Consider the following 25,544-nt stretch of genomic DNA (forward strand, 5'->3'; position numbering starts at 1 on the left):
ATGGGACGACGACCAAGCAAACCCGGATCAATCGCCCGACTGAGAGAGCGCAAGAAAGCCAGCGGACGGGTTTTCTACTACTACGACACCGGCGGCAAGGACCGCAAAGAAATTCCGCTGGGCAGCGATTACGGTCTGGCGATCATGGAGTACGCGAAACTCGAGCGTGATCGCACCGCTACCGACCTGGTGGCCAAGGTGATCACCTTTCGTTATGTGGCCGAGAAGTATTTGGTCGACGTGGTGCCATCAAAGAAACCAGCAACGCAAAAGGACAACGTCAGGGAGTTGAAAAACCTGATGTCATTCTTCGACGACCCGCCGGCTCCGCTCGAAACAATCCAGCCCCTGCACGTCCGCCAATACCTGACCTGGCGCAAGGCCGCACCGGTGCGCGCCAACAGGGAGAAGGCCCTGCTCAGTGCAATATGGAACTTCGCCCGGGATATCGGCTATACCGCGCTCGCCAACCCTTGCGCAGGAATCAAGGGAAACAAGGAGACGGGGCGGGACATCTACATCGAGGACGCACTGTTCAAGCGCGTGTACGAGAAAGCAGACGCCGGCCTACGGGATGCGATGGACCTTGCCTATTTGACTGGCCAACGGGTGACCGACACTCGATTGATGGATGAACGCGACGTCCGAGAGGGTCAGATATGGGTGCTGCAGGGCAAGACAAACGCCAAGCGCCGAATCGAAATCACTGGGGAGCTGAAGGTTTTGATTGATCGAATCATGTCCCGAAAGTCAGAACACAAGGTCCGCTCAACGCGGCTGATCGTTACCGAGGATGGCACACCAATGTCGGTGGCGATGTTGCGGGGAAGGTTTGACTTGGCCAGAGAAGCAGCCGGGGTTGCAAAATCCGAGTTCCAGATGCGCGATTTGCGCGCTAAAGCCGGCACGGACAAGGCGGAGTCAAGCGGCGATATTTTGCAGGCCAGAGATCAACTTGGGCATACGACCGTCGTAATGACCGAGCAGTACATCCGCAATCGAAAGGGGAAAAAGGTCTCTCCAACAAAGTGAATTGCGGACCAGATCAATAATTGCGGACCAGAAACGAACAAGGGTTTGCTCAGCTTTCGCTCGCAAACCCTTGATATATATGGTGCCCGAAGCCGGAATCGAACCGGCACGCCCTTACGAGCGGGGGATTTTAAGTCCCATGCGTCTACCAGTTTCGCCATTCGGGCGGTAGCGCGGTGAAGCGTCCAGGTTGTGCCAAATAACGATCTGGCAATTCTGACGCCTGTGCAGCAGAGGTGGAAATATATACATCCCGCCCCGGTGAAGCAAGTTCGCAAATACCCTTTTCAAGACTAAATCTTGCAGGTAGCTGCAAATAAAAAAGCTCCGTAAATCATAGATCTACGGAGCTTGTTTATAAGTGGAGGCCGAGGTCGGAATCGAACCGGCGTAGGCGGATTTGCAATCCGCTGCATAACCATTTTGCTACTCGGCCTCAAAACATTTGATATCTAGTAGCGCGACATCAAATGCGTACAAACTTGGAGCGGGAAACGAGACTCGAACTCGCGACCCCGACCTTGGCAAGGTCGTGCTCTACCAACTGAGCTATTCCCGCGTCTTGGTGTGGCGCATTCTATAGAATCCAGAAGCCCCGTCAACCCTTTGATTCAAAAAAGTTTTATTTCTTTTCAACGTCGGTCTTCAGATGTGGCCAGGCAGCCCGCAGGTACTGGACCATCGACCACAAAGTCAGGCCGGCCGACACCATCAGCAAGGTGTAGCCAAGCAAGACCCAGAAACTGAAATCCTTGGGATTGGCCAGCAGGATCACCAACGCGAGCATTTGCGCGGCGGTTTTCCATTTGCCAAGGTTCGATACGGCGACGTGGGCACGCGCGCCCAGTTCGGCCATCCATTCGCGCAGGGCCGAGACGACAATCTCACGACCGATGATCACGGCAGCCGGCAGCGTGAGCCACAGGTTTCCGTGTTCCTGCACCAACAGTACCAGTGCAACCGCCACCATCAGCTTGTCGGCAACCGGATCGAGAAAAGCCCCGAACGGTGTGCTTTGTTCCAGGCGGCGGGCCAGGTACCCGTCCAGCCAGTCGGTAGCCGCGGCAAAGGCGAAGACCGAGGCGGAAGCCAGGTAGCTCCACTGGTAAGGCAGGTAGAACAGCAAAATGAAGATCGGAATGAGCAGAACGCGTAGAACGGTAATCAGATTAGGGATATTCATCGGCACAACTGGCTACGAGGTGAGGGGGCATTCTACTCGCTGTGCAGATTTGCATAAATCAACTCTGCGAGCTTTTTACTGATCCCGGGGGCTTTGGCAATTTCTTCGATGCTTGCACGAGACAGCTCCTGCAATCCACCAAAATGTTTCAACAAATCCCGCCGACGTGTCGGACCGACGCCGGCGACGCCTTCCAGTGTAGACGTCCGACGGGTTTTTCCACGCCGGGCGCGGTGCCCGGTAATGGCAAATCGGTGGGCTTCGTCGCGAATCTGCTGGATCAGATGCAGCGCGGGAGAATCGCCGCGCAAGGTGAATTCATGCGCGGCGTCGTTCAGGTACAGGGTTTCGAAACCGGCCTTGCGCGTCGCGCCTTTTGCCACGCCGAGCAGGATCAGATCAGGTACGGCCAGTTCATCGAGCACGTCGCGGGCCATGGACAACTGGCCTTTACCGCCATCCACCAGCAGGATATCCGGCAGCTTGCCCTCCCCGTCCTTCAGTTTGCTGAAGCGTCGGGTCAACGCCTGGTGCATCGCCGCGTAATCATCGCCGGCCGTAACGCCCTCGATGTTGTATCGGCGGTAGTCGGACTTGATCGGGCCTTCGGGGCCGAAGACCACGCAGGACGCCACTGTCGCCTCGCCACTGGAGTGACTGATATCGTAGCACTCCAGGCGTTGTGGAGGCCAATCCAGCTTCAGCACCTCCGCCAGTGCATCGAAGCGCGCCGTAATATGCTGACGATTCGCCAGGCGCGCACTCAGCGCCTGCTCGGCATTGGTCACCGCCAATTGCTGCCAGCGCGCTCGCGTACCACGCACGCGATGGCTGATGGTCAGTTCACGACCGCGCAGCTCGTCGATGGCCGCGATCAGTGTTGGAAAGTCATCGTGGACCACATTGACGATCAACTCGCTGGGCAAGTCGCGTTCAGGGCTGCTGATGAAGTATTGGCCGAGAAACGCGGCCATGACTTCGGAAACGTCTTCTTCAATACCGACTTGAGGGAAGAAGTTCTTGCTGCCCAATACTCGCCCGCCCCGCACGCTGATCAAGTGCACACAGGCGCCGCCTGGGTTGACGAATGCGGCGATCACATCGACGTCCCCGGTCCCGCCTTCCATGCTCTGTTGGTCCTGGACCCGGCGCAGCAACGCAATCTGGTCCCGCAGCTCGGCCGCTCGCTCGAACTCCAGATTAATCGCCGCCTCTTCCATCCCGGCAGACAACTCGTCAGTCAGCGCATTGCTGCGCCCCTCAAGAAACATCACCGAGTGGCGCACATCTTCGGCGTACACCTGAGGTTCCACCAGCCCAACGCAGGGCGCCTTGCAGCGTTTGATCTGATATTGCAGACAAGGACGGGTGCGGTTCTTGTAATAGCTGTCTTCGCATTGCCGAACGAAAAACGTCTTTTGCAGCAGGCTCAGGCTTTCGCGGATCGCGCCGGCGCTGGGGTAAGGACCGAAATACTTGCCCTTGGCCTTTTTCGCACCGCGATGAATGCTCAGGCGCGGAAACTCTCCGTCGGAGAGATAGACATAGGGGTAGGATTTGTCGTCGCGCAGCAGGATGTTATAGGGCGGCCGCCATTCCTTGATCAGCGTCTGCTCGAGCAGCAAGGCTTCGGTTTCGTTGGCGGTGATCGTCGTTTCAACCTGGGCGATACGTGCGACCAGTGCGGCGGTCTTGGGGGCAAGCCCGGTCTTGCGAAAGTAACTCGACAGGCGATTCTTGAGGTTTTTCGCCTTGCCGACGTAAAGCAACCGCGCTTCGCTGTCGAACATGCGGTACACGCCGGGGCGACCGCTGACGGTCGACAGAAAGGCGCTCGGATCAAAGGTTTCGGTCATTTTCAGAGGCTGGCGTCGACCATGCCATGACGCACCGCCAACAGCGTCAACTCGACATCACTGCTGATCGAAAGCTTTTCGAAGATGCGGTAACGGTAGGTGTTCACGGTTTTCGGGGACAGGCACAATTTGTCGGAAATGATCTGTACTTTCTGGCAGCCGACGATCATCAGCGCGATCTGGATTTCCCGTTCGGACAGGGCATCGAAAGGCGAGTCGTTGGTGGGCTGGAAGGACTTGATCGCCAGTTGCTGGGCAATTTGCGGGCTGATGTAGCGTTGCCCGGCAAACACCAGGCGGATGGCCTGGACCATTTCCGGCAAACCTGCCCCCTTGGTCAGGTACCCTGCCGCACCGGCTTGCAACAGCCTCGTAGGAAACGGGTCTTCTTCACACACGGTCACCGCGACGACCTTGATATCCGGATGACTGCGCAATAATTTGCGAGTGGCCTCAAGACCGCCGATACCCGGCATCTTGACGTCCATCAACACCACATCGGGTTTCAGCTCACGCGCCTTGAGCAGGGATTCTTCACCCGACTCGGCCTGGCCGACTACTTGCAGGCCATCGATGTCAGCCAGCATTCGTGTAATGCCTGTACGAACGAGATCATGGTCATCGACTACTAGCACCCTAATCAAGCAGACACCTCGCGATATGGTCTTATTGGGTTGCCAGACACCTTAGCAAAAAGCATCTGGCAGACCTAGCGGAAAGCATCAGATTAAAAGTTTCAATTCATCTTGAAAGGCCAGTCGCAAACGTGTTGCGGCAATGTCATGGACTGATATCAAGCTGCATTCTCAGGAAACATTCATCCTGACCCACCACGATGAATCCTTTGCGCTCGTACAACGCCCGCGCCGGGTTATCTTCAAAAACCGTCAAGCGTAACGCCGGTCGCCGCTCCTGGTGCGCGATTGACAGTACCTGATCGATTGCCCAGGCACCAATGCCCAGCCCGCGAAACGCTTCGACGACGTGCAGTTCGCGGATGTACAACGCTCTGGCATCACGGCTCAAGCTCACATAACCCAGCCACTGATCGCCGGCTGTCAGCAAGCGGTTGTCCCGCCCTGCCCAGGCCACGTCAAAAGCTTCGTCCTGCCACATCAGGTCGTGCCGAATGAAGTAGCGCAGCATGTTTTTACAGGTCAGATGGCGGGCGAAGGCCAGGTCCTCTGGCGTGGCCGCACGCCATGCGCAGTCCATCACGCCAGCTCCACGGCGACGACTTCCCCGCTCCAGCCCTCGCTGTTGCGCCGGGCCACAACCATCTGGCTGCCGGTACCGTTGGCGGCGGCAATCAACAAACCGTCCGACGCCCAGATCGCGCTGCGTCCTGCCGACACCCAGCCACCTGTCGCGCCACCATGATTGGCCATCAACACCACCATGGCGTGCTGCGCGGCATAGCCTTGCAGCAACGCGGTATCCGCGACGTAGCCGTTTTCCGTGATCAGCACGCCTGCGGCGTAGACATCTGCACCCTGGCACGCCGCAGCAGCGGCATGGCTGGCGTGTGAAAAGTCGGCGCAGACCGCCAGTGCAATCGTGTCTGTCCCGATGGTCAGGGGTTCACCCCCGGTGCCCGGTGCAAACGCCACTTCTTCCCCGGGGTGCAGATGCCGCTTGCTGTAGACCCCAAGCGAACCATCGGCCCCCAGCACCAGTGCACCGATCAGGACCGACGGGTTATCCGGCAGCCGTATCGGCATACCGACAATAGCCGTCACACCGGCTGCCCGGGCGACGTCTCGCAGCGGCTGCAGGAGGGCGTCATCCGGCACAATGGCCAGCTCGGCCGCGAGCCCGCGTTCGTAACCGGTCAACGACAGCTCAGGGAACACCAGCAACTGCACGTCCTGCTCCGCGGCTGCCGCGATGAAGCGCTGATGCCTGGCGATATTGCCGGCAAGGTCTCCGGCGATGGAGATCGATTGGGCTGCGGCGATGGTCAGCGGAAACATGAAGCGTCCTTGTGTCGATGTGTTTTTGAACAGACGCAGAGTTTGTCACAACCCTCAGGCCACTCAAGCGATAGAAAACCCTGTCGCCGGCCAATAGCATTTTCTGATTGAATCTGCGCACCGGCCTCTAGTAAGCTCGACCCATCCATCGGAGACAGACCATGCTCAACACCCTCTCACAGCTTCGTACCGCCAGCGCCCTGCGCTCGGTTGCGGCTGCCCGGGTGAATGACGGTTGTGCTCCGGTCAGCTTTTATTTTGGGTATTGGTTTAGCCACTGGCGCGCCTGATACCCACACGGCGCCCACTTTAAACGGGTCGCCACCAGAGAATTCTCAACCCCCGGTCGGCCTCCCGACCGGGGGTTTTGTTTTTTCAGCCCCCACACTTTTAGCGACACACCAGACATTCAGAGGATTCACAACATGAACTACGCCACTTATTACCGTTACGACAGTTTTACCGCCTGGCGATTTACCACCCTCCGCTCGGGACAGCCTGCCGCCTCCGATCGGTCACCCACAGGTGGCAAGCACACACACACAGCCAGCCTGGCCAATTGTCGAACACCCCAGTAGGGCCGAGCGCGCGGGCACGAACCCGCCACCAGCCCAGGAAGCCTTGAATATGAACTCGTCCGTCTCCGCACTGCCGCTGTCCACCTTGAGCCCTGCCAATGAAACGCTGACCCTGCGTCTGCCCAGCTCATTGCAACTCAAACAGCAATTGCCCCTCGGCAACCTCCTGACCCAGCAAGTCGCCACCCACCGCCAGGCGGTTCGCGCGATCCTCAACGGTGAAGACTCCCGTCTGCTGGTGATCGTAGGCCCATGCTCGATCCACGATCCGGAATCAGCCCTCGAATACGCCGGCAACCTTGCCCGCCTCGCCACCGAAGTCAGCAACGAAATGCTCCTGGTGATGCGCGCCTACGTCGAAAAACCCCGTACCACGGTTGGCTGGAAAGGCCTGGCCTACGATCCACACCTGGATGGCAGCGATGACATGGCCGCAGGCCTGGCGCTGTCCCGTGAGCTGATGCGCGAAATGCTCCGCCTGGGCTTGCCCGTTGCCACTGAACTGCTGCAACCGATGGCCGCCGGCTACTTCGACGACCTGTTGAGCTGGGTGGCAATTGGTGCCCGGACCACGGAGTCACAGATCCATCGGGAAATGGCCAGTGGCCTGGGCATGCCTGTCGGGTTCAAGAACGGGACTGACGGCGGTGTCGCTGTCGCCAGCGACGCCATGCGTTCCGCCGCCCATCCGCATCGCCATTTCGGTGTCGACAGCCAGGGCCATCCGGCGATCATTCAAACCCCGGGCAATGCGGACACTCACCTGGTATTGCGTGGCGGCCATCGCGGGCCGAACTACGACAGCGCCAGTATCGCCCGGGTGAACACTGACTTGGCCCGGCTCAGGATTCCTGCCCGGATCATGGTCGATTGCAGTCACGCCAACAGTGGCAAAGACCCATTGCGCCAGCCGGCCGTGTTCAACGATGTGCTTGAACAGCGCCTGCAGGGTGATCGCTCACTGATCGGCATGATGATCGAGAGCCATTTGTTCGAGGGCTGTCAGCCGTTGAGTTCGTCAATGCAATACGGCGTGTCAGTGACCGATGGCTGCCTTGGTTGGGCCGGGACAGAACAACTGTTGCTTGAAGCGGCAGATCGGCTGCGAGTGCAAGACAACGCCCAATAACCGGCATCACCTGTCCGCCCTCCGGTCTTCGTGTGAAGACTGGAGGGCAAATAGCGATCAATGTCCCATCAGGGATTGCACCTGAACCTGTGTCACCCCGGATTGCTGAGAGGTGTTATCAAGACGCTCGACCGAACAGGAAACACGGATCGCAGAATCTCGATGCTCCCTCCAGAACCGGTAGGGAACGATGAATATCAACGGCTCGCCCGCGGTGTCTATGGTGATTTCGCGCTCGTCACAGTGATTGAATTTCTCCCCGTCGCATCTCAGGCAGACCAACTCCCCTTTTTCAGCCCTGGGGTTTTCGATGACGACGGTCACGCCATCCTGCGCATCAAGCAGATCCACCCAACCTTCGTCGGCTTCCAGCACCATGGGGGCTGGCAGTGGTCCCCGCTCCATCTTGCCAATCATCAGTGTCGTTGCTTCAGAGTAACGAGGCCCCTGGCCTGCTTGCTTGACGCAATAATCGACGGAAACCGAGGAACCCAGATTGAGCGCAACGCACTCCGGGCTGACCCAAAACGACAGTTCGCCCCCCACCGCAAAGGACTCGACCTTGAGTGCATCACTGAAACTTGCTTCAACCGAAACGCCAGCCCAGGTCAGCAACACCCAGTCGCCCGCCGTCATGCGCGCATAGGGCTTGATTGTAACGATCGCCCCTTCCCTGACCCGATCCGGATCAAGCGTTCTACCCACCGCGTCGCTCACCGTCGCGGGTAACAGGTCTGACTGCACATCACCCACACACAGCTGTAGACGATGGGAATGCACGAGCCCGGTAAAACGACTGCTCAGGAGCGAGTAGCTGATTTCCAGTGAACCACCGTCGAGCGCCTCGATATAAGCGCTACCCACGGCAAAGATCATGTCCTCGCCGACCCGGTCGTCACTGACAAAACGCGTCACCTGATGATTGCAGGCGAGGCCATCGGCATCCAGACCTGCCCAATTCAATAGCAATTTGTCGCCGCAAGTCATGCCTGGGTAAGGGCGGACCCTGATGACGGCTTTTCGGTCAGAGGGGTTCAGAACGCCGTTTTCCGCCTGCTCCAGTACGGGCGGTGGCAAGGGTTGCAGTACGAGACTCAAGGTATCGGGTTCATAAACAGTCATTCATTCGCTCCAGTCCTTGGAATAAATACCGAACGGGTGGCCGGCTTTGGAAGACGTCTATTTAACCTCACGACAATTCGCCGTGATGTCGGCCTCTCACTCAGCCTCACTCGGAAAGTCGATACATGTGAAGTAGGTCTTTGATCAAGAGCCACCTGATTGCCGTGAAAAGTCGTCAAACGATTCCGACTAAAGCCTCAGCAAATCCTGAGCATTCGCACTTGCTCTATTCCGTTTTCTGGAGATTTCGGCGGACTTTTCATACATCGCGCCAACCTCGAGTGTTTTAGAGTGAAGCGCCATGCAGTCCCGACGAACTTCTGTGCAAAGGTGTGAATATGCAAAGGAATGCAAGCACTCGTTATCCCATACTGCTGATCCACGGCCTTTTCGGCTTCGAAAGAATCGGCAAGTTCGAGCTGTTTCACGACATCAGACAGGCGCTGAGGAACGCCGGAGCAAGGGTATTCGTTCCCCACTTGTCGGCCATCCACGACAACGAAGTACGCGGCAACCAATTGCTCATGCAGATCGAGCGGGTACTGGAAGGAACCGGTGCGCACAAAGTCAACCTCATAGGCCATAGTCAGGGTGCACTGACCGCACGTTATGCCGCAGCGGTTGCGCCACACAGAGTGGCATCGGTGACTTCCGTCAGCGGGCCGAACCATGGCTCGGAGCTCGCCGATTTCCTGCGCAAGGCATTGACACCGGGCCAACTGCCGGACCATGTGGCCGAAACGGTGGTGACCCTCTTCGCCGACTTCCTTGCGACCCTGAGCGACAACCAGTACCAGCCGCAAAACGCCATTGCCGCCCTCAATGCCCTGACCACCGAAGGCGTTGGCGCATTCAACGACAAATACCCGCAAGGACTGCCTGCCACCTGGGGTGGCAAGGGGCGCGAACGAGTCAACGGTGTTCGTTACTACTCGTGGAGCGGCATAGTGCAGTCGAATGTGCTCAAGGAGGGGCTCAATGCGCTCGATCCGCTCAACGCTTTCTGCCGGGTCCTTTCTGGTTATTTCGTCACGGAAGCCGAGCAGAACGACGGTCTGGTCGGTCGCTTCAGTTCTCACCTGGGCACGGTTATCCGCTCCGACTATGCGCTGGATCATCTGGATACCCTTGGCCAGCCGGCCGGCCAGTTGCGCACAGGTGTCGACCCGGTCGACCTCTATGTCCAGCATGCCGAGCGCCTGAGCGCCGCCGGCCTTTGAGGGGCTGCCCGCCGTGAATCCCGCATGGAACGGAACTTTGAGGAGAAATAGCTCACTGAATCCGGTAGGCTCCGCATTTTACCGAATATTGAAAGGAGTATTTTCCCATGGCCAAAGCCACTGCCCGTCACATCCTTGTTGCCTCGGAAGCCAAGTGCAACGAACTCAAGGCCCAAATCGAGGCTGGCGCCGATTTCGCCGACGTTGCCAAGGCAAACTCCACCTGCCCTTCCAGCCGCCAGGGCGGTGATCTGGGTTCGTTCGGTCCAGGCCAGATGGTCAAGGAATTCGACACCGTGGTCTTCAGCGCACCGCTCAACGTGGTCCAGGGCCCGGTCAAGACCCAGTTCGGTTACCACCTGCTGGAAGTGACCAGCCGTCAGGACTGATCGACGCTTGAGCTCTTCACACAACGGCCCGCCTTTTGGTGGGCCGTTGTGTTTCGCACGCGTAATTCGGCTGGCGAGGGACGCGCCGCTAGCGTACAAATTGTCGTTAACGACCACCCGGCTCTAAGGCTGACAATGCGACTGGCTTTCCCTACCTTGTTGTTCACGGCCGTGGCCCTGCTGTCGGGTGCCGCGGGTGTGAATGCGGCACCGCAACCGGCAATGACCGTGTACGGCGAACCGGCAAAATACCCTGCCGGCTTCAGTCATTTCGCCTACACCAATCCGCTGGCCCCCAAAGGCGGCACGATGCGGCGATCTGCGATCGAAATCGGGCAGTTCGACCACGTATTGCCTTACATCGACAAAGGCATCGGCGTCACCCAGATCGACGGCTTGCTCTATTCGCCGCTGGCCCAGCGCTCACTGGACGAGCCGTACACCGTGTACGGCCTGGTGGCAGAAAAGATGGAGCGTTCCGACGACGGCCTGTCACTGCGTTTTTACCTCAATCCCAAGGCGCGTTTTGCCGATGGCAAAGCCATTACCGCCGAAGACGTGCGTTATACCTTCGACCTGCTGATGACCCAGGGCAGCCTGCGTTACCGCACCCAGTTCGCCGATGTCAAAGGCGTCGAAGTGGAATCGCCGCTGACTATCCGCTTCGATTTCAAGAACAACGAAAATCGCACCCTGCCGCTGGATATCGCGACCCTGCCGGTGTTTCCCGAACACTGGTGGAAGACTCGCGATTTCGCCGGTGGCGGCGGCTATGAAGCGCCGTTGGGCAGCGGCCCCTATAAAGTCGGCAAGATCGATTCCGGGCGCAGCATCACCTTCGAACGCAATCCCGACTGGTGGGGCAAGGACCTGCCGGTCAGCCGTGGCCTGTACAACTTCGATCATTTCAGCATCGAGTACTTCGGCGATACCGACGTGGCGCGCCAGGTCCTGCGCGGTGGCGCCTATGACTACAACCGGGAATTTTCCGCCACCGGTTATTCCATCGGCTATGACAGCCCGGCCCTGAGCGACGGCCGCCTGCAAAAAGCCCACCTCGCTACCGAGGCGCCGCAGCCGGCCCAGGGTTTTGTGTTCAATCTGCAAAAGCCGATGTTCCAGGACCGTCGCGTGCGCCAGGCGCTGGTGATGCTGTGGGACTTCGAGTGGAGCAACCGGCAGATGATGCGCGACATGTACATTCGCCAGCAGAGCTTTTTCTCCAACACCGATCTCGCCGCCCGACAACTGCCGGATGCCGGGGAGCTGGCGATTCTCGAACCGCTACGCGGGCAGATTCCCGACGAAGTCTTCACCCAGGTGTTCGAGGCGCCGAAGACCGATGGCAGCGGCGTGATTCGCGACAAGCAGTTGCAGGCCCTGGACTTGCTCGAACAGGCCGGATGGAAACCCGATGGCGACCAACTGGTCAATGCCGAAGGCGAGCCGCTGAGCTTCACCTTCCTGGTCAGCCAGAACGGCATGGACCGTCTACTGCTGCCCTATAAACGCACGCTGAAACAGATCGGCATCGACCTCAATATCCGCCGCATCGACTCGTCCCAGTACGTCAATCGTCTGATGAGCCGCGACTACGACATGATCGTCACCGGCTACCCGGTCACCACCTCTCCGGGAGGTGAACTGCTCAATTACTTCGGTTCCGAGGCGGCCACCGACCCAGGCTCCAACAACTACATGGTGTTGAAGAACCCGGCAGTGGACACCCTGATCACCGGGCTGATCCGGGCCAACACCCAGGCTGACATGCTGCATTACGCCCATGCCCTGGATCGGGTGCTGCAATGGAACTACTACTGGATTCCCAACTATTACCCGCCGGGCACCTCGACGGTATGGTGGAACCGCTTCGGCATCCCGAACGTGCAAGCGAGCAATGACGAAGCCATCGAGAGCTGGTGGGAGATGAGCACCACGCCATTGACCAACCAACAGATGACGGCCGAGCGTATCAGCCGTGGCAAACCCGGAGGGCCGCACTGATGTGGGCTTACATACTGCGGCGCCTGCTGCTGATCATTCCGACGCTGGTGATCATTCTTCTGGTCAACTTTGTCATCGTCCAGGCCGCACCGGGCGGGCCGGTCGAACAGGCCATCGCACACTTGCAGGGCATTGGTGGCGCCGCGGTTGGCGGCGGTTCCGGCGAGTCCATGAGCGGCAAGTCCCGGGCCAGTCGCGGGCTTGATCCGCAGCTGATCAAGGACATAGAAAAACAGTACGGCTTCGATAAACCGGCACACGAACGCCTCTGGCTGATGCTCACCAGCTACGCGCGCCTGGACTTCGGCAAGAGTTTCTTCCGCGGCGCCACCGTCACCGACCTGATCCTCGAGAAAATGCCCGTGACCATTTCTCTCGGACTCTGGGCGACGCTGATCACTTACCTGGTGTCGATTCCCCTGGGCATCCGCAAGGCCGTGCACCATGGCAGCCATTTCGATATCTGGAGCAGTACCGCGATCATCATCGGCTATGCCATGCCGGCGTTCCTGTTTGCGATGTTCCTGATCGTGGTGTTTGCCGGCGGCACTTCACTGAACTGGTTCCCGGTCCGGGGGCTGGTCTCGGACAACTTCGAATCGCTGTCGACTATTGGCAAAGTGGCCGATTACTTCTGGCATCTGGTGTTGCCGGTCACCGCGCTGGTGATCGGCGGTTTCGCCACGCTGACCATCCTGACCAAGAACTCGTTCCTCAATGAAATCACCCGCCAGTACGTGGTCACTGCCCGGGCCAAGGGTTTAAGTGAGCGACGGGTGCTCTATGGACACGTGTTCCGCAACGCCATGCTGCTGGTGGTGTCGGGCATTCCCCAGGCGTTCATCAGTGTGTTTTTTGCCGGTTCCCTGCTGATCGAAGTGATCTTCTCCCTCGACGGCCTGGGCCGCATGAGTTACGAAGCCGCGGTATCCCGGGACTATCCGGTGGTGTTCGGCTCGTTGTTCATCTTCACCCTGTTCGGCCTATTGATAAAACTGTTGGGCGACCTCTGCTACACCCTGGTCGACCCGCGTATCGACTTTGCCGCGAGGAACGCCTGATGCTCAAGCTTTCACCGCTGGCGCGCCGGCGCTTCGAGCGCTTCAAGAAAAACCGTCGGGGCTGGTGGTCGCTCTGGCTGTTTGTCGGCCTGTTCCTGATGACCCTGGGCGGCGAACTGATCGCCAACGACAAACCGCTGATGGTCAGCTATCAAGGCCAGTGGTACTTCCCGGTGTTCAAGCGCCACACCGAACAGGAGTTCGGCGGGCAACTGCCCTTCCAGGCCGACTACCGCAGCGACTATGTGCAGAAGCTGATCAAGAAGGATGGTGGCTGGTTGCTGTTTCCGCCGATTCCATTCAGTGACGACACGCCCAACTATGACCTGAACAAACCCGCTCCCAGTCCGCCCACCAGCGTCAATTGGCTGGGCACCGACGACCAGGCGCGGGACGTTCTGGCCCGGGTGATCTTCGGTGCCCGGGTGTCGATCCTGTTTGCCTTGATGTTGACGTTTGTCAGCGCGCTGATCGGCATCGCGGCCGGTGCCCTGCAAGGCTATTACGGGGGCTGGGTGGATTTGCTCGGCCAGCGGTTGCTGGAAGTCTGGTCCGGGTTGCCGGTGCTGTACCTGCTGATCATCCTGTCGGGTTTCGTCGAGCCGAATTTCTGGTGGTTGCTGGGAATCATGGCACTGTTTTCATGGCTGGCCCTGGTGGACGTGGTGCGCGCCGAGTTCCTGCGCGGGCGCAACCTGGAATACGTCAAGGCTGCGCGCGCACTGGGCCTGACCGACCGCAAAGTCATCGTCCGGCACATTCTGCCCAACGCGATGAACGCGACCTTGAGCTACCTGCCGTTCATTCTCACCGGGGCGATTTCCACCCTGACGGCACTGGACTTCCTCGGCTTCGGCATGCCGGCGGGCAGCGCTTCCCTGGGCGAACTGATCGGCCAGGGCAAGCAGAACCTGCAAGCGCCGTGGCTGGGCCTGACGGCGTTCTTCACCCTGGCGCTGATTCTTTCTTTACTGGTGTTTATCGGAGAGGCGTTGCGAGACGCCTTCGATCCGAGATCTTGAGCGGACGGCTGCAATGACCAACCTGATCGAAATCCGTGACCTCAGCGTGGCCTTCAGTGGCCAGACCGTGGTGCGCAATCTGTGCCTGGACATCCGCCCCGGCGAATGCCTGGCGCTGGTGGGCGAATCGGGATCGGGCAAGTCGGTAACGGCGCATTCGATCCTGCAACTGCTGCCGCAAACCGATACCCGGACAACGGGCAGCATCCGCTATCGCGGCCAGGAACTGGTGGGTGCCGATGCCGGCAAGTTGCGACAACTGCGCGGCAATCGCATTGCGATGATCTTTCAGGAACCGATGACGTCCCTGAACCCGCTGCACAGCATCGAAAAACAGATCGGCGAAACCTTGCTGGTGCACAAAGGCCTGGCGGGCAAAGCGGCGCAGGCGCGGATCCTTGAACTGCTGCACCTGGTGGGCATCCAGAAACCCGAGGAGCGCGTCAAGGCCTATCCCCATCAACTGTCCGGCGGCCAGCGCCAGCGGGTGATGATTGCCATGGCCCTGGCGTGCGAACCGGAACTGCTGATTGCCGACGAACCGACCACCGCACTGGATGTGACGGTGCAGCGCAAGATCCTGCTGCTGCTCAAGTCCCTGCAACAGCGGCTGGGCATGTCGCTGCTGCTGATCAGCCACGACCTGAACCTGGTGCGCAGCATCGCCCAGCGCGTGTGCGTGATGAAGGCCGGGGAAATCGTCGAGCAAGCGCCCTGCGAAACCCTGTTCACCGAACCGAAGCACCCTTACAGCTGCGTATTGCTGCACGCCGAACCCGAGGGTGAAGCCTTGCCCCGGGACGAGCGCGAAAACGTACTGGAGGTGAACGATCTGCAGGTGCGGTTTCCCGTCAGTGGCGGCCTGTTCCAGCGCAAGACCTGGCTGCGTGCCGTCGATGGCATCAGCCTCAACATTCAGCGCGGCAAGACCCTGGGCATCGTCGGTGAATCCGGTTCCGGCAAGTCCACACTCGGTCAGGCGATCCTGCGTTTGCTCGATTCCGACGGCAGCATCCGCTTTCAGGGCCAGGCGCTGGATGGCCTGACGCAAAAACAGCTGAGGCCGTGGCGCAAGAAAATGCAGGTGGTGTTCCAGGACCCCTTTGGCAGCCTCAGCCCGCGAATGTCGGTGGCGCAGATCATCAGCGAAGGCCTGGAAGTACACAGCCAGTTGAGCACTGAAGAGTGCAACGCCGAAGTGATCCGCGCACTCAGCGAAGTCGGCCTCGACCCGCAAAGCCGCCATCGCTATCCCCACGAATTCTCCGGTGGCCAGCGCCAGCGCATCGCCATTGCCCGGGCGCTGGTGCTCAAGCCTGCGCTGATCCTGCTCGACGAACCGACTTCGGCGTTGGACCGCACGGTGCAGAAACAGGTGGTCGCCCTGCTCCGCCAGCTCCAGGAAAAGCACGGTCTGACCTACCTGTTCATCAGCCACGACCTGGCGGTGGTGCGCGCCCTGGCCCACGACATGATCGTGATCAAGGACGGCAAGGTGGTGGAACGCGGCGCCAGCCATGAAGTGTTTGACTCACCGCAGCATCCGTACACCAAGGAGCTGTTGGCGGCGGCGTTGTTGGGGCAGGCATAATCGCGCCACGCAGTTGAACCGTGTCGCAGCCTTCGCGGGCAAGCCCGCTCCCACAGGGTATTTGTCGTGCCCAAAATCGGTGGCAACCCCATATCCTGTGGGAGCGGGCTTGCCCGCGATGGGGCCGGAACAGTCAACAAGAAATCAGGATCAATACCGATGAACACCACCGAAAGCCTCAAGGACTACCAGCGCGTTCGCCTGCTGGCGATCCGTTCATTGTTCGAAATCATCGAGCAATCGAGCGAGGGCACGGTGATTGTCGACCGCGATGCCAACATCGTCTGGATGAATGAGCGCTATGCCCGGCGCTTCGGCCTGCAATCGGCGCAAGTGGCGATTGGCAAGCCCTGCGAAAGCGTGATCCCCGGCAGCCTGTTGCGTGAAGTGGTGCGCACCGGCCGGCCGATTCTGCTGGATATGCAAGACACCCCAAAAGAGCCGCTGGTGGTCATGCGCCTGCCGATTCACGATGACGCCGGCGTGGTCATCGGCGCCATCGGTTTTGCCCTGTTCGACGAACTGCGCAGCCTGTCGCCGATGCTCAAGCGCTACATGAGCATGCAGGAAGAACTGGCCTCCACCCGCTCGCTGCTGCGCGCGCGGCAGACCAAATACAACTTCGCCCATTTCATCGGCACCAGCGCCGCCAGCCTGGAAGTCAAACGCCGCGCCCGGCGCAGTGCGAGTACCGAATCGCCGGTTCTGCTGCTCGGCGAAACCGGTACCGGCAAAGAGTTGTTGGCCCAGGCCATCCACAATGCCTCGCCCCGCGCGCACAAGGCGTTTGTCAGTATCAACAGCGCGGCGATTCCCGAATCTCTGCTGGAAGCCGAATTCTTCGGCACCGCCCCCGGCGCGTTTACCGGTGCCGACCGCAAGGGGCGCGCCGGCAAACTGCAGATCGCTCAGGGCGGCACCTTGTTCCTCGACGAAATCGGCGACATGCCGCTGCCCCTGCAAAGCAAACTGCTGCGGGTGTTGCAGGAAAAGGAATTCGAGCCAGTGGGGTCCAATGAAGTGATCCAGAGCGATGTGCGGGTGATCGCCGCGACCTCGACCGACCTTGAGGCGGCGATCAAACGCGGCGAGTTCCGCGCCGACTTGTACTACCGTCTCAACGTGCTGCCGATCCAGGTTCCGCCCCTGCGCGACCGCCTCGATGACGTGCCGGCGCTCAGTGAAGCGATTCTCGAGGAACTGCGCAGCCAGCATGAACTGCACCACGAAGCCCTGGAACTGCTGGGGCAACACGCCTGGCCGGGGAACATCCGCGAATTGCGCAATGTACTGGAGCGCGCGGCGCTGCTCAGCGATGACTTGCGCCTGACGGCGGCGGACATCCGCGCGGCGATTGGTACGTTCACCCCGGTGGAACGCGTGACGCCCTTGGCCCAGGAGACCTTTACCCATGAAACCTTCAGTGCGGCGCGGGAGCGATTCGACCGGCAACTGATCGAGACGACCCTTGCGCAATGCGGGGGCAAAGTCATTGAGGCAGCGGCACGATTGGGGCTGGGGCGGTCGACGTTGTACAAGAAGATGGTGGCGCTGGGAATTGCAGAATCTCCATAATGAGACATATATCTCCATTGCTGGACAGACCTTCGCGAGCAAGCCCGCTCCCACAGGAGAAGGCATTCCCCTGATCAATTCGGTCAACTGTGGGAGCGGGCTTGCCCGCGAAGAGGCCGGCACTCCAAATACAAGTCTCAAACAAGAGACAACAATCCCGAACCAGCTCACCCGCATCAGAATATATCTTTATATTTCAATAAGTTAAGTACTTGGCACAAAACCCGCTATACGCCTCCCTACCCAGTTCCACCCTACAAAAATAACAACCCAGGAGACACACCATGAGTGTGATCATTGCCTTGGCAGCCCTCGCGCTGCTGATGCTGGCTGCCTACCGTGGCTATAGCGTTATCCTTTTTGCCCCTATTGCCGCCCTCGGCGCTGTCCTGCTCACCGACCCCTCTGCCGTCGCCCCCGCTTTCACCGGGGTGTTCATGGAAAAAATGGTCGGTTTCATCAAGCTGTATTTCCCGGTGTTCCTGCTCGGCGCGGTGTTCGGCAAGCTGATCGAACTGTCCGGCTTCTCGCGCTCCATCGTCGCCGCGGCGATTCGCCTGCTCGGCACCCGCCAGGCGATGCTGGTGATCGTGCTGGTCTGCGCCCTGCTCACCTATGGCGGCGTGTCGCTGTTTGTGGTGGTGTTCGCGGTCTACCCGTTTGCCGCTGAAATGTTCCGCCAGAGCAACATCCCCAAGCGCCTGATCCCGGCGACCATTGCCCTGGGCGCGTTCTCGTTCACCATGGACGCCCTGCCCGGCACGCCTCAAATCCAGAACATCATCCCCAGCACCTTCTTCAACACCACAGCCTGGGCGGCGCCGTGGCTGGGCGTGATCGGTACGATCTTCGTGTTCTGTGCCGGCATGCTGTTTCTCCAGCGCCAGCGCAACAAGGCACAGCGCGCCGGTGAAGGTTATGGCTCCGACCTGCGCAACGAACCGGAAACCGCCCCCGACCTCAAGCTGCCCAATCCGTGGCTCGCACTGTCGCCACTGTTGGCGGTAGGCATCATGAACCTGCTGTTCACCCATTGGATTCCGCAGGTGTACGGCAAGACCCACAGCCTCGCGCTGCCAGGAATGGCCGCGCCGGTGACCACGGAAATCGCCAAGCTCACAGCGATCTGGGCGGTCCAGGCCGCCTTGCTGGTCGGCATCCTCATGGTGCTGGTGTTTGGCTTCCAGGCGATCCGCAGCAAACTCGCTGAAGGCAGTAAAAGCGCGGTCAGCGGGGCGCTGCTGGCGGCCATGAACACCGCTTCGGAGTACGGTTTCGGCGCGGTGATCGCATCCCTGCCAGGCTTTCTGGTGTTGGCCGACTGGCTCAAGAGCATTCCCAATCCACTGGTCAACGAAGCGATTACCGTGACCCTGCTGGCCGGCATCACCGGTTCCGCCTCGGGTGGCATGAGCATTGCGCTGGCGGCCATGTCCGAGCAGTTCATCAGCGCCGCCCATGCGGCGAACATTCCGCTGGAAGTGCTGCACCGGGTCGCCGCGATGGCCAGCGGCGGCATGGACACCCTGCCGCATAACGGCGCAGTAATTACTCTGCTGGCAGTCACCGGGCTGACCCACCGTGAAGCTTACAAAGACATTTTCTGTATTACGCTGATCAAGACCCTGGCGGTTTTCGTGGTGATCGGCACTTTCTACGCCACTGGCATTGTGTGAGGTATTCATGACGACTCTTTCGGGCAAGACCGCACTGGTCACCGGCTCCACCAGCGGCATCGGCCTGGGGATCGCCCTCAGTCTGGCCAAGGCCGGGGCCAACCTGATCCTCAACGGCTTCGGCGATGCCTCCCAAGTGATCGCCGAAGTGGAACAGTTTGGCGGCAAGGTCGGCCATCACCCGGCCGATGTCAGCGACCCGGCACAGATTGCCGACATGATCGCCTACGCCGAGCGTGAGTTCGGCGGCGTCGACATCCTGGTCAACAATGCCGGCATTCAACACGTGGCAGCGGTGGACGAATTTCCGGTGGAGCGCTGGGATTCGATCATCGCGATCAACCTGTCGTCGGTGTTCCACAGCACCCGTTTGAGCCTGCCGGGCATGCGCGCCAAGGGCTGGGGCCGGGTGATCAACATTGCCTCGGTGCATGGCCTGGTCGGTTCGGTGGGCAAGTCAGCCTATGTCGCCGCCAAGCACGGGGTGATCGGCTTGACCAAAGTGGTCGCGCTGGAAACCGCTACCACCCAGGTCACCTGCAACGCCATCTGCCCAGGCTGGGTACTGACGCCGCTGGTGCAGAAACAGATCGACGATCGTGCCGCCAGCGGGGTTGACCCACAGCAGGCACAGCATGATTTGCTCGCTGAAAAGCAGCCATCGCTGGAGTTCGTGACACCACCGCAACTGGGCGAGCTGGTGTTGTTTTTGTGCAGCGAAGCCGGAAGCCAGGTGCGGGGCGCGGCGTGGAATGTGGATGGTGGGTGGTTGGCGCAGTGATCAGCCTCTAACCCTGTGGCGAGGGGGCTTGCCCCCGTTGGGTGGCGAAGCCGCCCTATAAGTATCATTGGCAAATCCGGTTGCCTGGTTTTGCGACTGCTACGCAGCCGAACGGGGGCAAACCCCCTCGCCACACAAGCGCCCCGGTCACAAAAGCCTGCGCTACATCAGCTTGTGCAAAGGCATGAACAAGAAGAGGCAAACCATGTCCGACATCCTCTGGCAACCCGACGTCAAACGCATCGGCAAGACCCGCATGGAGGCCTTCCGGCGCTTCATCAATCAGCGGTATCACCTCAAGATCGACGACTACCCTGCCCTGCACCAATGGTCCATCGAGCAACGCCCGGATTTCTGGCAGGCCATCGTCGATTTCTTCGACATCCGCTTCCACGAACAGCCCGACGCCGTGCTGCTCGAAGGCCCGCAGATGCCCAGCGCCCAGTGGTTTCCGGGCGCCACACTGAACTTTGCCGAACATCTGTTACAGCGCCGCGATGATGCTATCGCCGTGGTAGCCGTTGGCGAAAACGGTCAGCGTGAACACTTGACCTGGGCCGAGCTGGCAGAGCATGTCGCCGGCTTTCAAAACGGCTTGATCGCCGCCGGCGTCGGTGTGGGTGACCGGGTCGCCGCGTGCATGCCCAACACCTGGCAAACCCTGGTGGCCATGCTCGCCACCACCAGCCTTGGCGCTGTCTGGTCCTGTTCTTCACCGGACTTCGGCACCCAAGGGGTGGTTGACCGTTTCGGCCAGATCGAACCGAAAGTGCTGGTGACCTGCGCCGGTTACCGCTATGCCGGCAAAGAGATCGACCAGACCGCCAAGATCAACGAGATCCTCCAGCGCCTGCCTTCACTGCAACAGCTGATCGTCGTGCCTTACGCACGCCCACAGGCGCACATCGAACACTTCCGTACTCCGGCCAACGTGACGCTGTGGGACGACTTCTACGCACCCGGCGGCGAGCCGGATTTCGTCCCGGTGCCCTTCGCCCATCCGCTGTACATCCTCTACTCCAGCGGCACCACCGGCGTGCCCAAATGCATCATCCACAGCACCGGCGGCGTACTCCTGCAACACGTCAAGGAACACGGCCTGCACTGCGATCTCGGCCCCGGTGAACGCCTGTTCTACTACACCACTTGCGGCTGGATGATGTGGAACTGGCTGGTCTCGGCCCTCGCGGTAGGCAGCGCGGTGGTGCTGTACGACGGCTCGCCGTTCCACCCTGACCCGCAACGCTTGGTCGACCTGATCGACGACGAAGGGATCAGCGTCTTCGGCACCAGCCCGAAATACCTCGCCACCCTGGAAAGCAGCGGCATCAAGCCCCGCGACAGTCATGACCTGGGCAGCCTCAAGACGTTGCTGTGCACCGGCTCGGCGCTGTCGCCGCAGAGTTACGACTTCGTCTATCGCGACTTCAAGGCTGACCTGTGCCTGGCCTCGATGTCCGGCGGCACCGACGTCGTCTCGTGCTTCGTCAACGGCAACCCTGTGTCGCCAGTGCGGCGCGGCGAAATCATGGGCAAGAGCCTGGGCATGGCCGTCGAGGTATGGAACGACGCCGGCCAGCCGGTGATCGGCGAAAAAGGCGAACTGGTCTGCACCCGGCACTTCCCGGCGATGCCCGTTGGCCTGTGGAATGATGCCGATGGCGAGAAGCTGCGCCAGTCCTATTTCAGCCTGTTCCCCGGTGTCTGGGCCCAGGGCGACTACGCCGAACAATTGCCCCATGGCGGTATGATGATCCACGGCCGCTCCGATGCCGTGCTCAACCCCGGCGGCGTGCGCATCGGCACGGCGGAAATCTATCGCCAGGTGGAAAAAATCCCGCAGGTGCTCGACAGTGTGGCCATCGGTCAGCAATGGCAGGACGACGTGCGGGTGGTGCTGTTCGTACGCTTGCGCGACGGGCTTGAGCTGGACGAGGCGCTGCAGCAGCAGATCCGCCAGACGATTCGCGCCAACACCACACCGCGCCATGTACCGGCGAAGATTGTCGCGGTCACCGACATTCCACGGACCATCAGCGGCAAGGTGGTTGAATTGGCGGTGCGCAATGTGGTGCATGGGCAGAAGGTGAAAAACACCGATGCCCTGGCCAATCCCGAAGCGCTGGAGCAGTACCGAAACAGGCCCGAGCTCCAGTTTTGAACCGCCACAAGAACCTGTGGGAGCGAGCTTGCTCGCGATAGCGGAGTGTCAGTTGACATCAATGCAAATTGACCCGACGCCATCGCGAGCAAGCTCGCTCCCACAGGTCCTGCGTCGCTTAACCGCTCAAGCGCCTGAATCAACCTGCGCCTGCCACCTGTGCAAGAATAGACGCCAGCTAAAGCGACTCAGGCGCAGGACTCCCGGATGAACGCAATACCCACCGCCAGCGATGCCCAGGCCCTGATCGCCCGGATCGACTGGGCAAGCAGCCCGCTGGGCGCTGCCAGTACCTGGCCACAGAGCCTGCGAACCGCCGTGGACATCGTCATTCACTCACCGATGCCGATGCTGCTGCTATGGGGCCCGCAATTGACACAGATCTACAACGACGGCTTCGCCCTGCTCGCCGGAAGCAAGCATCCGCAGGCTTTCGGACAACCGACACACCTGATCTGGCCTGAGTTGAAAGACTTTACCGACCCGATCTACAGCGCCGTCCTGCAAGGTCAGGTACGAACCTACAGCGAGCAGCGCTTTACCCTGCAACGTGAGGGCCGGGAGTCCGACTTCTGGCTCGACCTGACCTACAGCCCGATCCGCGACGAAGGTGCCGAGGTGGCCGGGATCCTGGTCACCGCCATCGAAACCAACGAACGCCGGCGCATCGCCCTCGAACTCGAACAACGCTCGGCGGCCAGCCTCAAGGCCCAGCGTGAAACCGAGGAGCGCCTGCAACTGGCCCTCGCCGCCACCGATGCAGTCGGCACCTGGGACTGGGACATCAGCGAGGACCGTTTCATCGCCGATGTGCATTTTGCCCAGCTCCACGGCGTCGACCCGGCCATGGCCAACCAGTTGCCGATCAGCGAATACCTGCACGGCGTACACCCGCAGGACCGCGCCCTGATCGCCCGCAGCATCAAGCACTGCATCACCCACGGCAGCGAATACGCCGAGGAATATCGCCTGTTGCAAACCGACGGCCAGATGCGCTGGGTGTTTGCCCGCGGTCGCTGCTACAAGGACCATCACGGCCGGCCGATCCGATTCCTCGGCGCCGCCCTGGACCTGACCGAGCGCAAACACACCGAACAGGCCCTGCGCCAGAGCCAGACCGAACTGCAACTGATCATCAACGCCATGCCGGTCCTGATCAGCTACGTCGACCGCGAAGAACGCTTTCGCCTCAACAACGCGGCGTACCTCGACTGGTACGGGCTGACGCCGCAAGAGCTTTATGGGCGAACCATACTTGAAGTGCTCGGCGAAGAAGCCTACGCGCTACGCGCCCCGTACATCACCGAGGCGCTGTCCGGCCGGCCCTGCTGTTTCAGCATCAGCACGCCGCACCGCGACGGCAGCCTGCGCCAGGCCTTGATGAATTACCTGCCACGCCACGGTGCAGACGGCGCGGTCAACGGTTTCTACATCTTCGTGATCGACGAAACCGAACGCAAAAACACCGAAGAAGCCCTGCGCAACCTGAACGAAACCCTTGAGGAACGGGTGGCCGCCCGCACCCGACAACTGGCCGAGGCCAACGAGCGCCTGCAAAACGAGATGTTCGAGCGTGAACGTGCCGAAGACGCCTTGCGCCATGCCCAGAAAATGGAAGCCGTCGGCCAGCTTACCGGCGGCATCGCCCATGACTTCAACAACATGCTCACTGGCATCATTGGCAGCCTCGACCTTATGCAGCGCTACATCGCCGAAGGCCGTGCCAACGAGATCGGCCGGTTCACCGAGGCGGCAGTGTCCTCGGCCAACCGTGCCGCCGCCCTCACCCATCGCTTGCTGGCGTTCTCCCGGCGTCAGTCGCTCAATCGCACGCCGCTGAACCCCAATGACCTGATTCGCTCGCTCGAAGACCTGTTGAGTCGTACCAAGGGCGACCACATTGAACTCAAGCTGCAACTGGCGCAGAACATCTGGCGGGTCAACACCGATGTCAGTCAGCTGGAAAACGCCCTGCTCAACCTGGTGATCAACGCCCGGGACGCCATGCCCGGGGGCGGCGAGTTGCAGATCGAAACGGCCAACGTGTACCTCGACGGCAGCGACATCACGACCCTGGAACCGGTCAAGGCCGGCGACTACGTGATGATTGCCGTCAGCGACAACGGCACCGGCATGACGCCCTCGGTGCTGGCCAAGGCCTTCGACCCCTTCTTCACCACCAAGCCCATCGGCCAGGGCACCGGCCTGGGCTTGTCGATGATCTACGGTTTTGCCCAGCAATCGGGGGGCCACGTCAGCCTGTTCAGCCGGCCCGGACGAGGCACCAGCGTGCGCTTGTACTTGCCGCGCCTGCATTCGACCGAGCCGGAAAAAATCCTGTCACCCGTGGTCGGCGAGGCGCCAGCGGCGATTGCCGGTGAAACGGTGATGCTGGTCGAGGACGATGTGGCGGTGCGCATGCTGGTACTGGACCTGCTCAAGGAACTCGGTTACCGCGCCCATGAAGCCGAAGACGCCAAGGACGCGCTGCCGGTGCTGGAGTCGGACCTGCGGGTGGATCTGTTGGTGACCGACGTGGGGTTGCCGGGCATGAACGGCCGGCAACTGGCAGAAATCGCCCGCCAGCATCGTCCCGGACTGAAAGTGTTGTTCATGACCGGTTACGCGCAGATCGCTGCCGAGCGCCAGGGCTTCCTTGAAGAAGGCATGGACATGGTAACCAAACCTTTTTCCATCGACCTGCTGGCCAACAAGATTCGCACGATGATCGGCCAACCGGACTGAGTTGAGGCATAATCGCGCCCCCCGCTGCCACCCACATAGCCAGTATCGTTGCAAGGTAACCGCCCCATGAAAGCTCAAGCCCGCCATATCCTGGTGAAAACCTCGGAAGAAGCCGAGCAGCTCAAACAACGCATCGCCAAGGGTGAAGCGTTCGATGTGCTGGCCAAGAAGTATTCGACCTGCCCATCGGGCAAGCGCGGCGGCGACCTCGGCGAAGTGCGGCCGGGGCAGATGGTCGGCGTGATCGATGCGGTGATCTTCAAAAAACCGCTGCGGGTGGTGCATGGCCCGATCAAGAGCAAGTTCGGGTATCACCTGGTGCAGGTGTTCTACCGGGATTGATGCTGTTGGCTTGAGGGCCTCTTCGCGGGCAAGCCCGCTCCCACAGGGATTTGTGAGTTGCCACAGATTGCAGCCACACCACCAAACACTGTGGGAGCGGGCTT

Annotated in this window: 20 protein-coding genes and 3 tRNA genes; 14 read left to right on the plus strand and 9 right to left on the minus strand. The window is 60.4% G+C overall.

The genetic code is table 11. From position 1 onward, the window contains the following. Entirely contained in the window at positions 1-1,032 is a 1,032-nt protein-coding gene (gene xerC / locus KW841_RS18075) for a tyrosine recombinase XerC (RefSeq protein ID WP_218478771.1), read from the plus strand. A gap of 80 nt (positions 1,033-1,112) precedes the next feature. On the opposite strand, the gene KW841_RS18080 is transcribed toward xerC, so the two are convergent. From KW841_RS18080 to KW841_RS18115, 8 genes are all read right to left on the minus strand, one after another. Continuing rightward, a tRNA-Leu gene (locus tag KW841_RS18080) sits at positions 1,113-1,199 on the minus strand. Positions 1,200-1,394: 195 nt separating this feature from the next. Next, positions 1,395-1,468, minus strand: a tRNA-Cys gene (locus KW841_RS18085). A 47-nt stretch (positions 1,469-1,515) separates the two neighbouring features. Then, positions 1,516-1,591, minus strand: a tRNA-Gly gene (locus KW841_RS18090). A gap of 63 nt (positions 1,592-1,654) precedes the next feature. Next, the gene (pgsA, locus tag KW841_RS18095; RefSeq protein ID WP_007992985.1) at positions 1,655-2,215 is read right to left on the minus strand and encodes a CDP-diacylglycerol--glycerol-3-phosphate 3-phosphatidyltransferase; all 561 of its coding nucleotides are present in this window, start codon (positions 2,213-2,215) and stop codon (positions 1,655-1,657) included. Between the two features lie 32 nt (positions 2,216-2,247). Then, positions 2,248-4,071 (minus strand): excinuclease ABC subunit UvrC, encoded by a 1,824-nt coding sequence (gene uvrC / locus KW841_RS18100; protein ID WP_218478773.1) that lies wholly within the window; start codon positions 4,069-4,071, stop codon positions 2,248-2,250. A 2-nt stretch (positions 4,072-4,073) separates the two neighbouring features. Next, entirely contained in the window at positions 4,074-4,715 is a 642-nt protein-coding gene (uvrY, locus tag KW841_RS18105) for a UvrY/SirA/GacA family response regulator transcription factor (protein ID WP_008015884.1), read from the minus strand. 136 nt (positions 4,716-4,851) lie between these two features. Continuing rightward, positions 4,852-5,286, minus strand: a complete 435-nt coding sequence (locus tag KW841_RS18110; protein WP_218478774.1) for an N-acetyltransferase — start codon at positions 5,284-5,286, stop codon at positions 4,852-4,854. Beyond that, positions 5,286-6,044 carry a carbon-nitrogen hydrolase family protein gene (locus KW841_RS18115; protein WP_218478776.1) on the minus strand — a complete coding sequence of 253 codons (759 nt, stop codon included), beginning with the start codon at positions 6,042-6,044 and terminating at the stop codon, positions 5,286-5,288. Before KW841_RS18115 ends, KW841_RS18110 begins: the two co-directional genes overlap by 1 nt. A gap of 627 nt (positions 6,045-6,671) precedes the next feature. Here KW841_RS18115 and KW841_RS18120 point away from each other — a divergent pair. After that, positions 6,672-7,751, plus strand: a complete 1,080-nt coding sequence (locus tag KW841_RS18120) for a 3-deoxy-7-phosphoheptulonate synthase (RefSeq protein WP_218478778.1) — start codon at positions 6,672-6,674, stop codon at positions 7,749-7,751. Between the two features lie 57 nt (positions 7,752-7,808). Here KW841_RS18120 and KW841_RS18125 read toward each other — a convergent pair whose 3' ends face one another. Then, positions 7,809-8,873 (minus strand): hypothetical protein, encoded by a 1,065-nt coding sequence (locus KW841_RS18125; protein ID WP_218478780.1) that lies wholly within the window; start codon positions 8,871-8,873, stop codon positions 7,809-7,811. Between the two features lie 338 nt (positions 8,874-9,211). On the opposite strand from KW841_RS18125, the gene KW841_RS18130 reads away from it, so the two are divergent. The 12 genes from KW841_RS18130 to KW841_RS18185 all read left to right on the plus strand — a co-directional run bounded on the left by KW841_RS18130 (position 9,212) and on the right by KW841_RS18185 (position 25,440). Then, on the plus strand, positions 9,212-10,093 hold the full coding sequence (locus tag KW841_RS18130) for a triacylglycerol lipase (protein WP_218478782.1): 882 nt from the start codon (positions 9,212-9,214) through the stop codon (positions 10,091-10,093). Positions 10,094-10,200: 107 nt separating this feature from the next. After that, the gene (locus KW841_RS18135; RefSeq protein WP_007974703.1) at positions 10,201-10,482 is read left to right on the plus strand and encodes a peptidylprolyl isomerase; all 282 of its coding nucleotides are present in this window, start codon (positions 10,201-10,203) and stop codon (positions 10,480-10,482) included. Between the two features lie 135 nt (positions 10,483-10,617). Beyond that, positions 10,618-12,486: an extracellular solute-binding protein gene (locus KW841_RS18140; protein WP_218478783.1), complete on the plus strand. Its 1,869-nt coding sequence runs from the start codon at positions 10,618-10,620 to the stop codon at positions 12,484-12,486. Further along, a complete protein-coding gene (locus KW841_RS18145) occupies positions 12,486-13,547 on the plus strand; it encodes a microcin C ABC transporter permease YejB (RefSeq protein WP_218478786.1) in 1,062 nt (353 codons plus the stop codon). The genes KW841_RS18140 and KW841_RS18145 overlap by 1 nt, the downstream gene beginning before the upstream one ends. After that, positions 13,547-14,569, plus strand: a complete 1,023-nt coding sequence (locus tag KW841_RS18150) for an ABC transporter permease (protein WP_007974697.1) — start codon at positions 13,547-13,549, stop codon at positions 14,567-14,569. The genes KW841_RS18145 and KW841_RS18150 overlap by 1 nt, the downstream gene beginning before the upstream one ends. 13 nt (positions 14,570-14,582) lie before the next feature. After that, positions 14,583-16,160, plus strand: a complete 1,578-nt coding sequence (locus KW841_RS18155) for an ABC transporter ATP-binding protein (protein ID WP_218478788.1) — start codon at positions 14,583-14,585, stop codon at positions 16,158-16,160. Positions 16,161-16,319: 159 nt separating this feature from the next. Further along, positions 16,320-17,735 carry a sigma-54-dependent Fis family transcriptional regulator gene (locus KW841_RS18160; RefSeq protein WP_007974694.1) on the plus strand — a complete coding sequence of 472 codons (1,416 nt, stop codon included), beginning with the start codon at positions 16,320-16,322 and terminating at the stop codon, positions 17,733-17,735. Positions 17,736-18,019: 284 nt separating this feature from the next. Further along, on the plus strand, positions 18,020-19,411 hold the full coding sequence (locus KW841_RS18165) for a GntP family permease (protein WP_218478790.1): 1,392 nt from the start codon (positions 18,020-18,022) through the stop codon (positions 19,409-19,411). Positions 19,412-19,418: 7 nt separating this feature from the next. Continuing rightward, positions 19,419-20,192 carry a 3-hydroxybutyrate dehydrogenase gene (locus tag KW841_RS18170; RefSeq protein ID WP_218478792.1) on the plus strand — a complete coding sequence of 258 codons (774 nt, stop codon included), beginning with the start codon at positions 19,419-19,421 and terminating at the stop codon, positions 20,190-20,192. 205 nt (positions 20,193-20,397) lie between these two features. Then, the gene (locus KW841_RS18175) at positions 20,398-22,353 is read left to right on the plus strand and encodes an acetoacetate--CoA ligase (RefSeq protein WP_218478794.1); all 1,956 of its coding nucleotides are present in this window, start codon (positions 20,398-20,400) and stop codon (positions 22,351-22,353) included. Positions 22,354-22,560: 207 nt separating this feature from the next. Then, entirely contained in the window at positions 22,561-25,098 is a 2,538-nt protein-coding gene (locus KW841_RS18180; RefSeq protein ID WP_218478796.1) for a PAS domain-containing protein, read from the plus strand. A 66-nt stretch (positions 25,099-25,164) separates the two neighbouring features. Next, positions 25,165-25,440 carry a peptidylprolyl isomerase gene (locus tag KW841_RS18185; RefSeq protein ID WP_007898282.1) on the plus strand — a complete coding sequence of 92 codons (276 nt, stop codon included), beginning with the start codon at positions 25,165-25,167 and terminating at the stop codon, positions 25,438-25,440. Positions 25,441-25,544 lie beyond the last annotated feature (104 nt).

Source organism: Pseudomonas sp. PDM28 (assembly GCF_019219115.1).
Classification (GTDB): domain Bacteria; phylum Pseudomonadota; class Gammaproteobacteria; order Pseudomonadales; family Pseudomonadaceae; genus Aquipseudomonas; species Aquipseudomonas laurylsulfatiphila.

Coding starts and splice junctions, on each gene's coding strand:
- xerC (WP_218478771.1), top strand. CDS start 1: ATGGGACGACGACCAAGCAAACCCGGATCAATCGCCCGACTGAGAGAG.
- KW841_RS18155 (WP_218478788.1), top strand. CDS start 14,583: ATGACCAACCTGATCGAAATCCGTGACCTCAGCGTGGCCTTCAGTGGC.
- KW841_RS18130 (WP_218478782.1), top strand. CDS start 9,212: ATGCAAAGGAATGCAAGCACTCGTTATCCCATACTGCTGATCCACGGC.
- KW841_RS18185 (WP_007898282.1), top strand. CDS start 25,165: ATGAAAGCTCAAGCCCGCCATATCCTGGTGAAAACCTCGGAAGAAGCC.
- uvrC (WP_218478773.1), bottom strand. CDS start 4,071: ATGACCGAAACCTTTGATCCGAGCGCCTTTCTGTCGACCGTCAGCGGT.
- KW841_RS18170 (WP_218478792.1), top strand. CDS start 19,419: ATGACGACTCTTTCGGGCAAGACCGCACTGGTCACCGGCTCCACCAGC.
- KW841_RS18120 (WP_218478778.1), top strand. CDS start 6,672: ATGAACTCGTCCGTCTCCGCACTGCCGCTGTCCACCTTGAGCCCTGCC.
- KW841_RS18150 (WP_007974697.1), top strand. CDS start 13,547: ATGCTCAAGCTTTCACCGCTGGCGCGCCGGCGCTTCGAGCGCTTCAAG.
- KW841_RS18110 (WP_218478774.1), bottom strand. CDS start 5,286: ATGGACTGCGCATGGCGTGCGGCCACGCCAGAGGACCTGGCCTTCGCC.
- KW841_RS18145 (WP_218478786.1), top strand. CDS start 12,486: ATGTGGGCTTACATACTGCGGCGCCTGCTGCTGATCATTCCGACGCTG.
- KW841_RS18165 (WP_218478790.1), top strand. CDS start 18,020: ATGAGTGTGATCATTGCCTTGGCAGCCCTCGCGCTGCTGATGCTGGCT.
- pgsA (WP_007992985.1), bottom strand. CDS start 2,215: ATGAATATCCCTAATCTGATTACCGTTCTACGCGTTCTGCTCATTCCG.
- KW841_RS18125 (WP_218478780.1), bottom strand. CDS start 8,873: ATGACTGTTTATGAACCCGATACCTTGAGTCTCGTACTGCAACCCTTG.
- KW841_RS18175 (WP_218478794.1), top strand. CDS start 20,398: ATGTCCGACATCCTCTGGCAACCCGACGTCAAACGCATCGGCAAGACC.
- KW841_RS18135 (WP_007974703.1), top strand. CDS start 10,201: ATGGCCAAAGCCACTGCCCGTCACATCCTTGTTGCCTCGGAAGCCAAG.
- KW841_RS18160 (WP_007974694.1), top strand. CDS start 16,320: ATGAACACCACCGAAAGCCTCAAGGACTACCAGCGCGTTCGCCTGCTG.
- KW841_RS18140 (WP_218478783.1), top strand. CDS start 10,618: ATGCGACTGGCTTTCCCTACCTTGTTGTTCACGGCCGTGGCCCTGCTG.
- KW841_RS18180 (WP_218478796.1), top strand. CDS start 22,561: ATGAACGCAATACCCACCGCCAGCGATGCCCAGGCCCTGATCGCCCGG.
- KW841_RS18115 (WP_218478776.1), bottom strand. CDS start 6,044: ATGTTTCCGCTGACCATCGCCGCAGCCCAATCGATCTCCATCGCCGGA.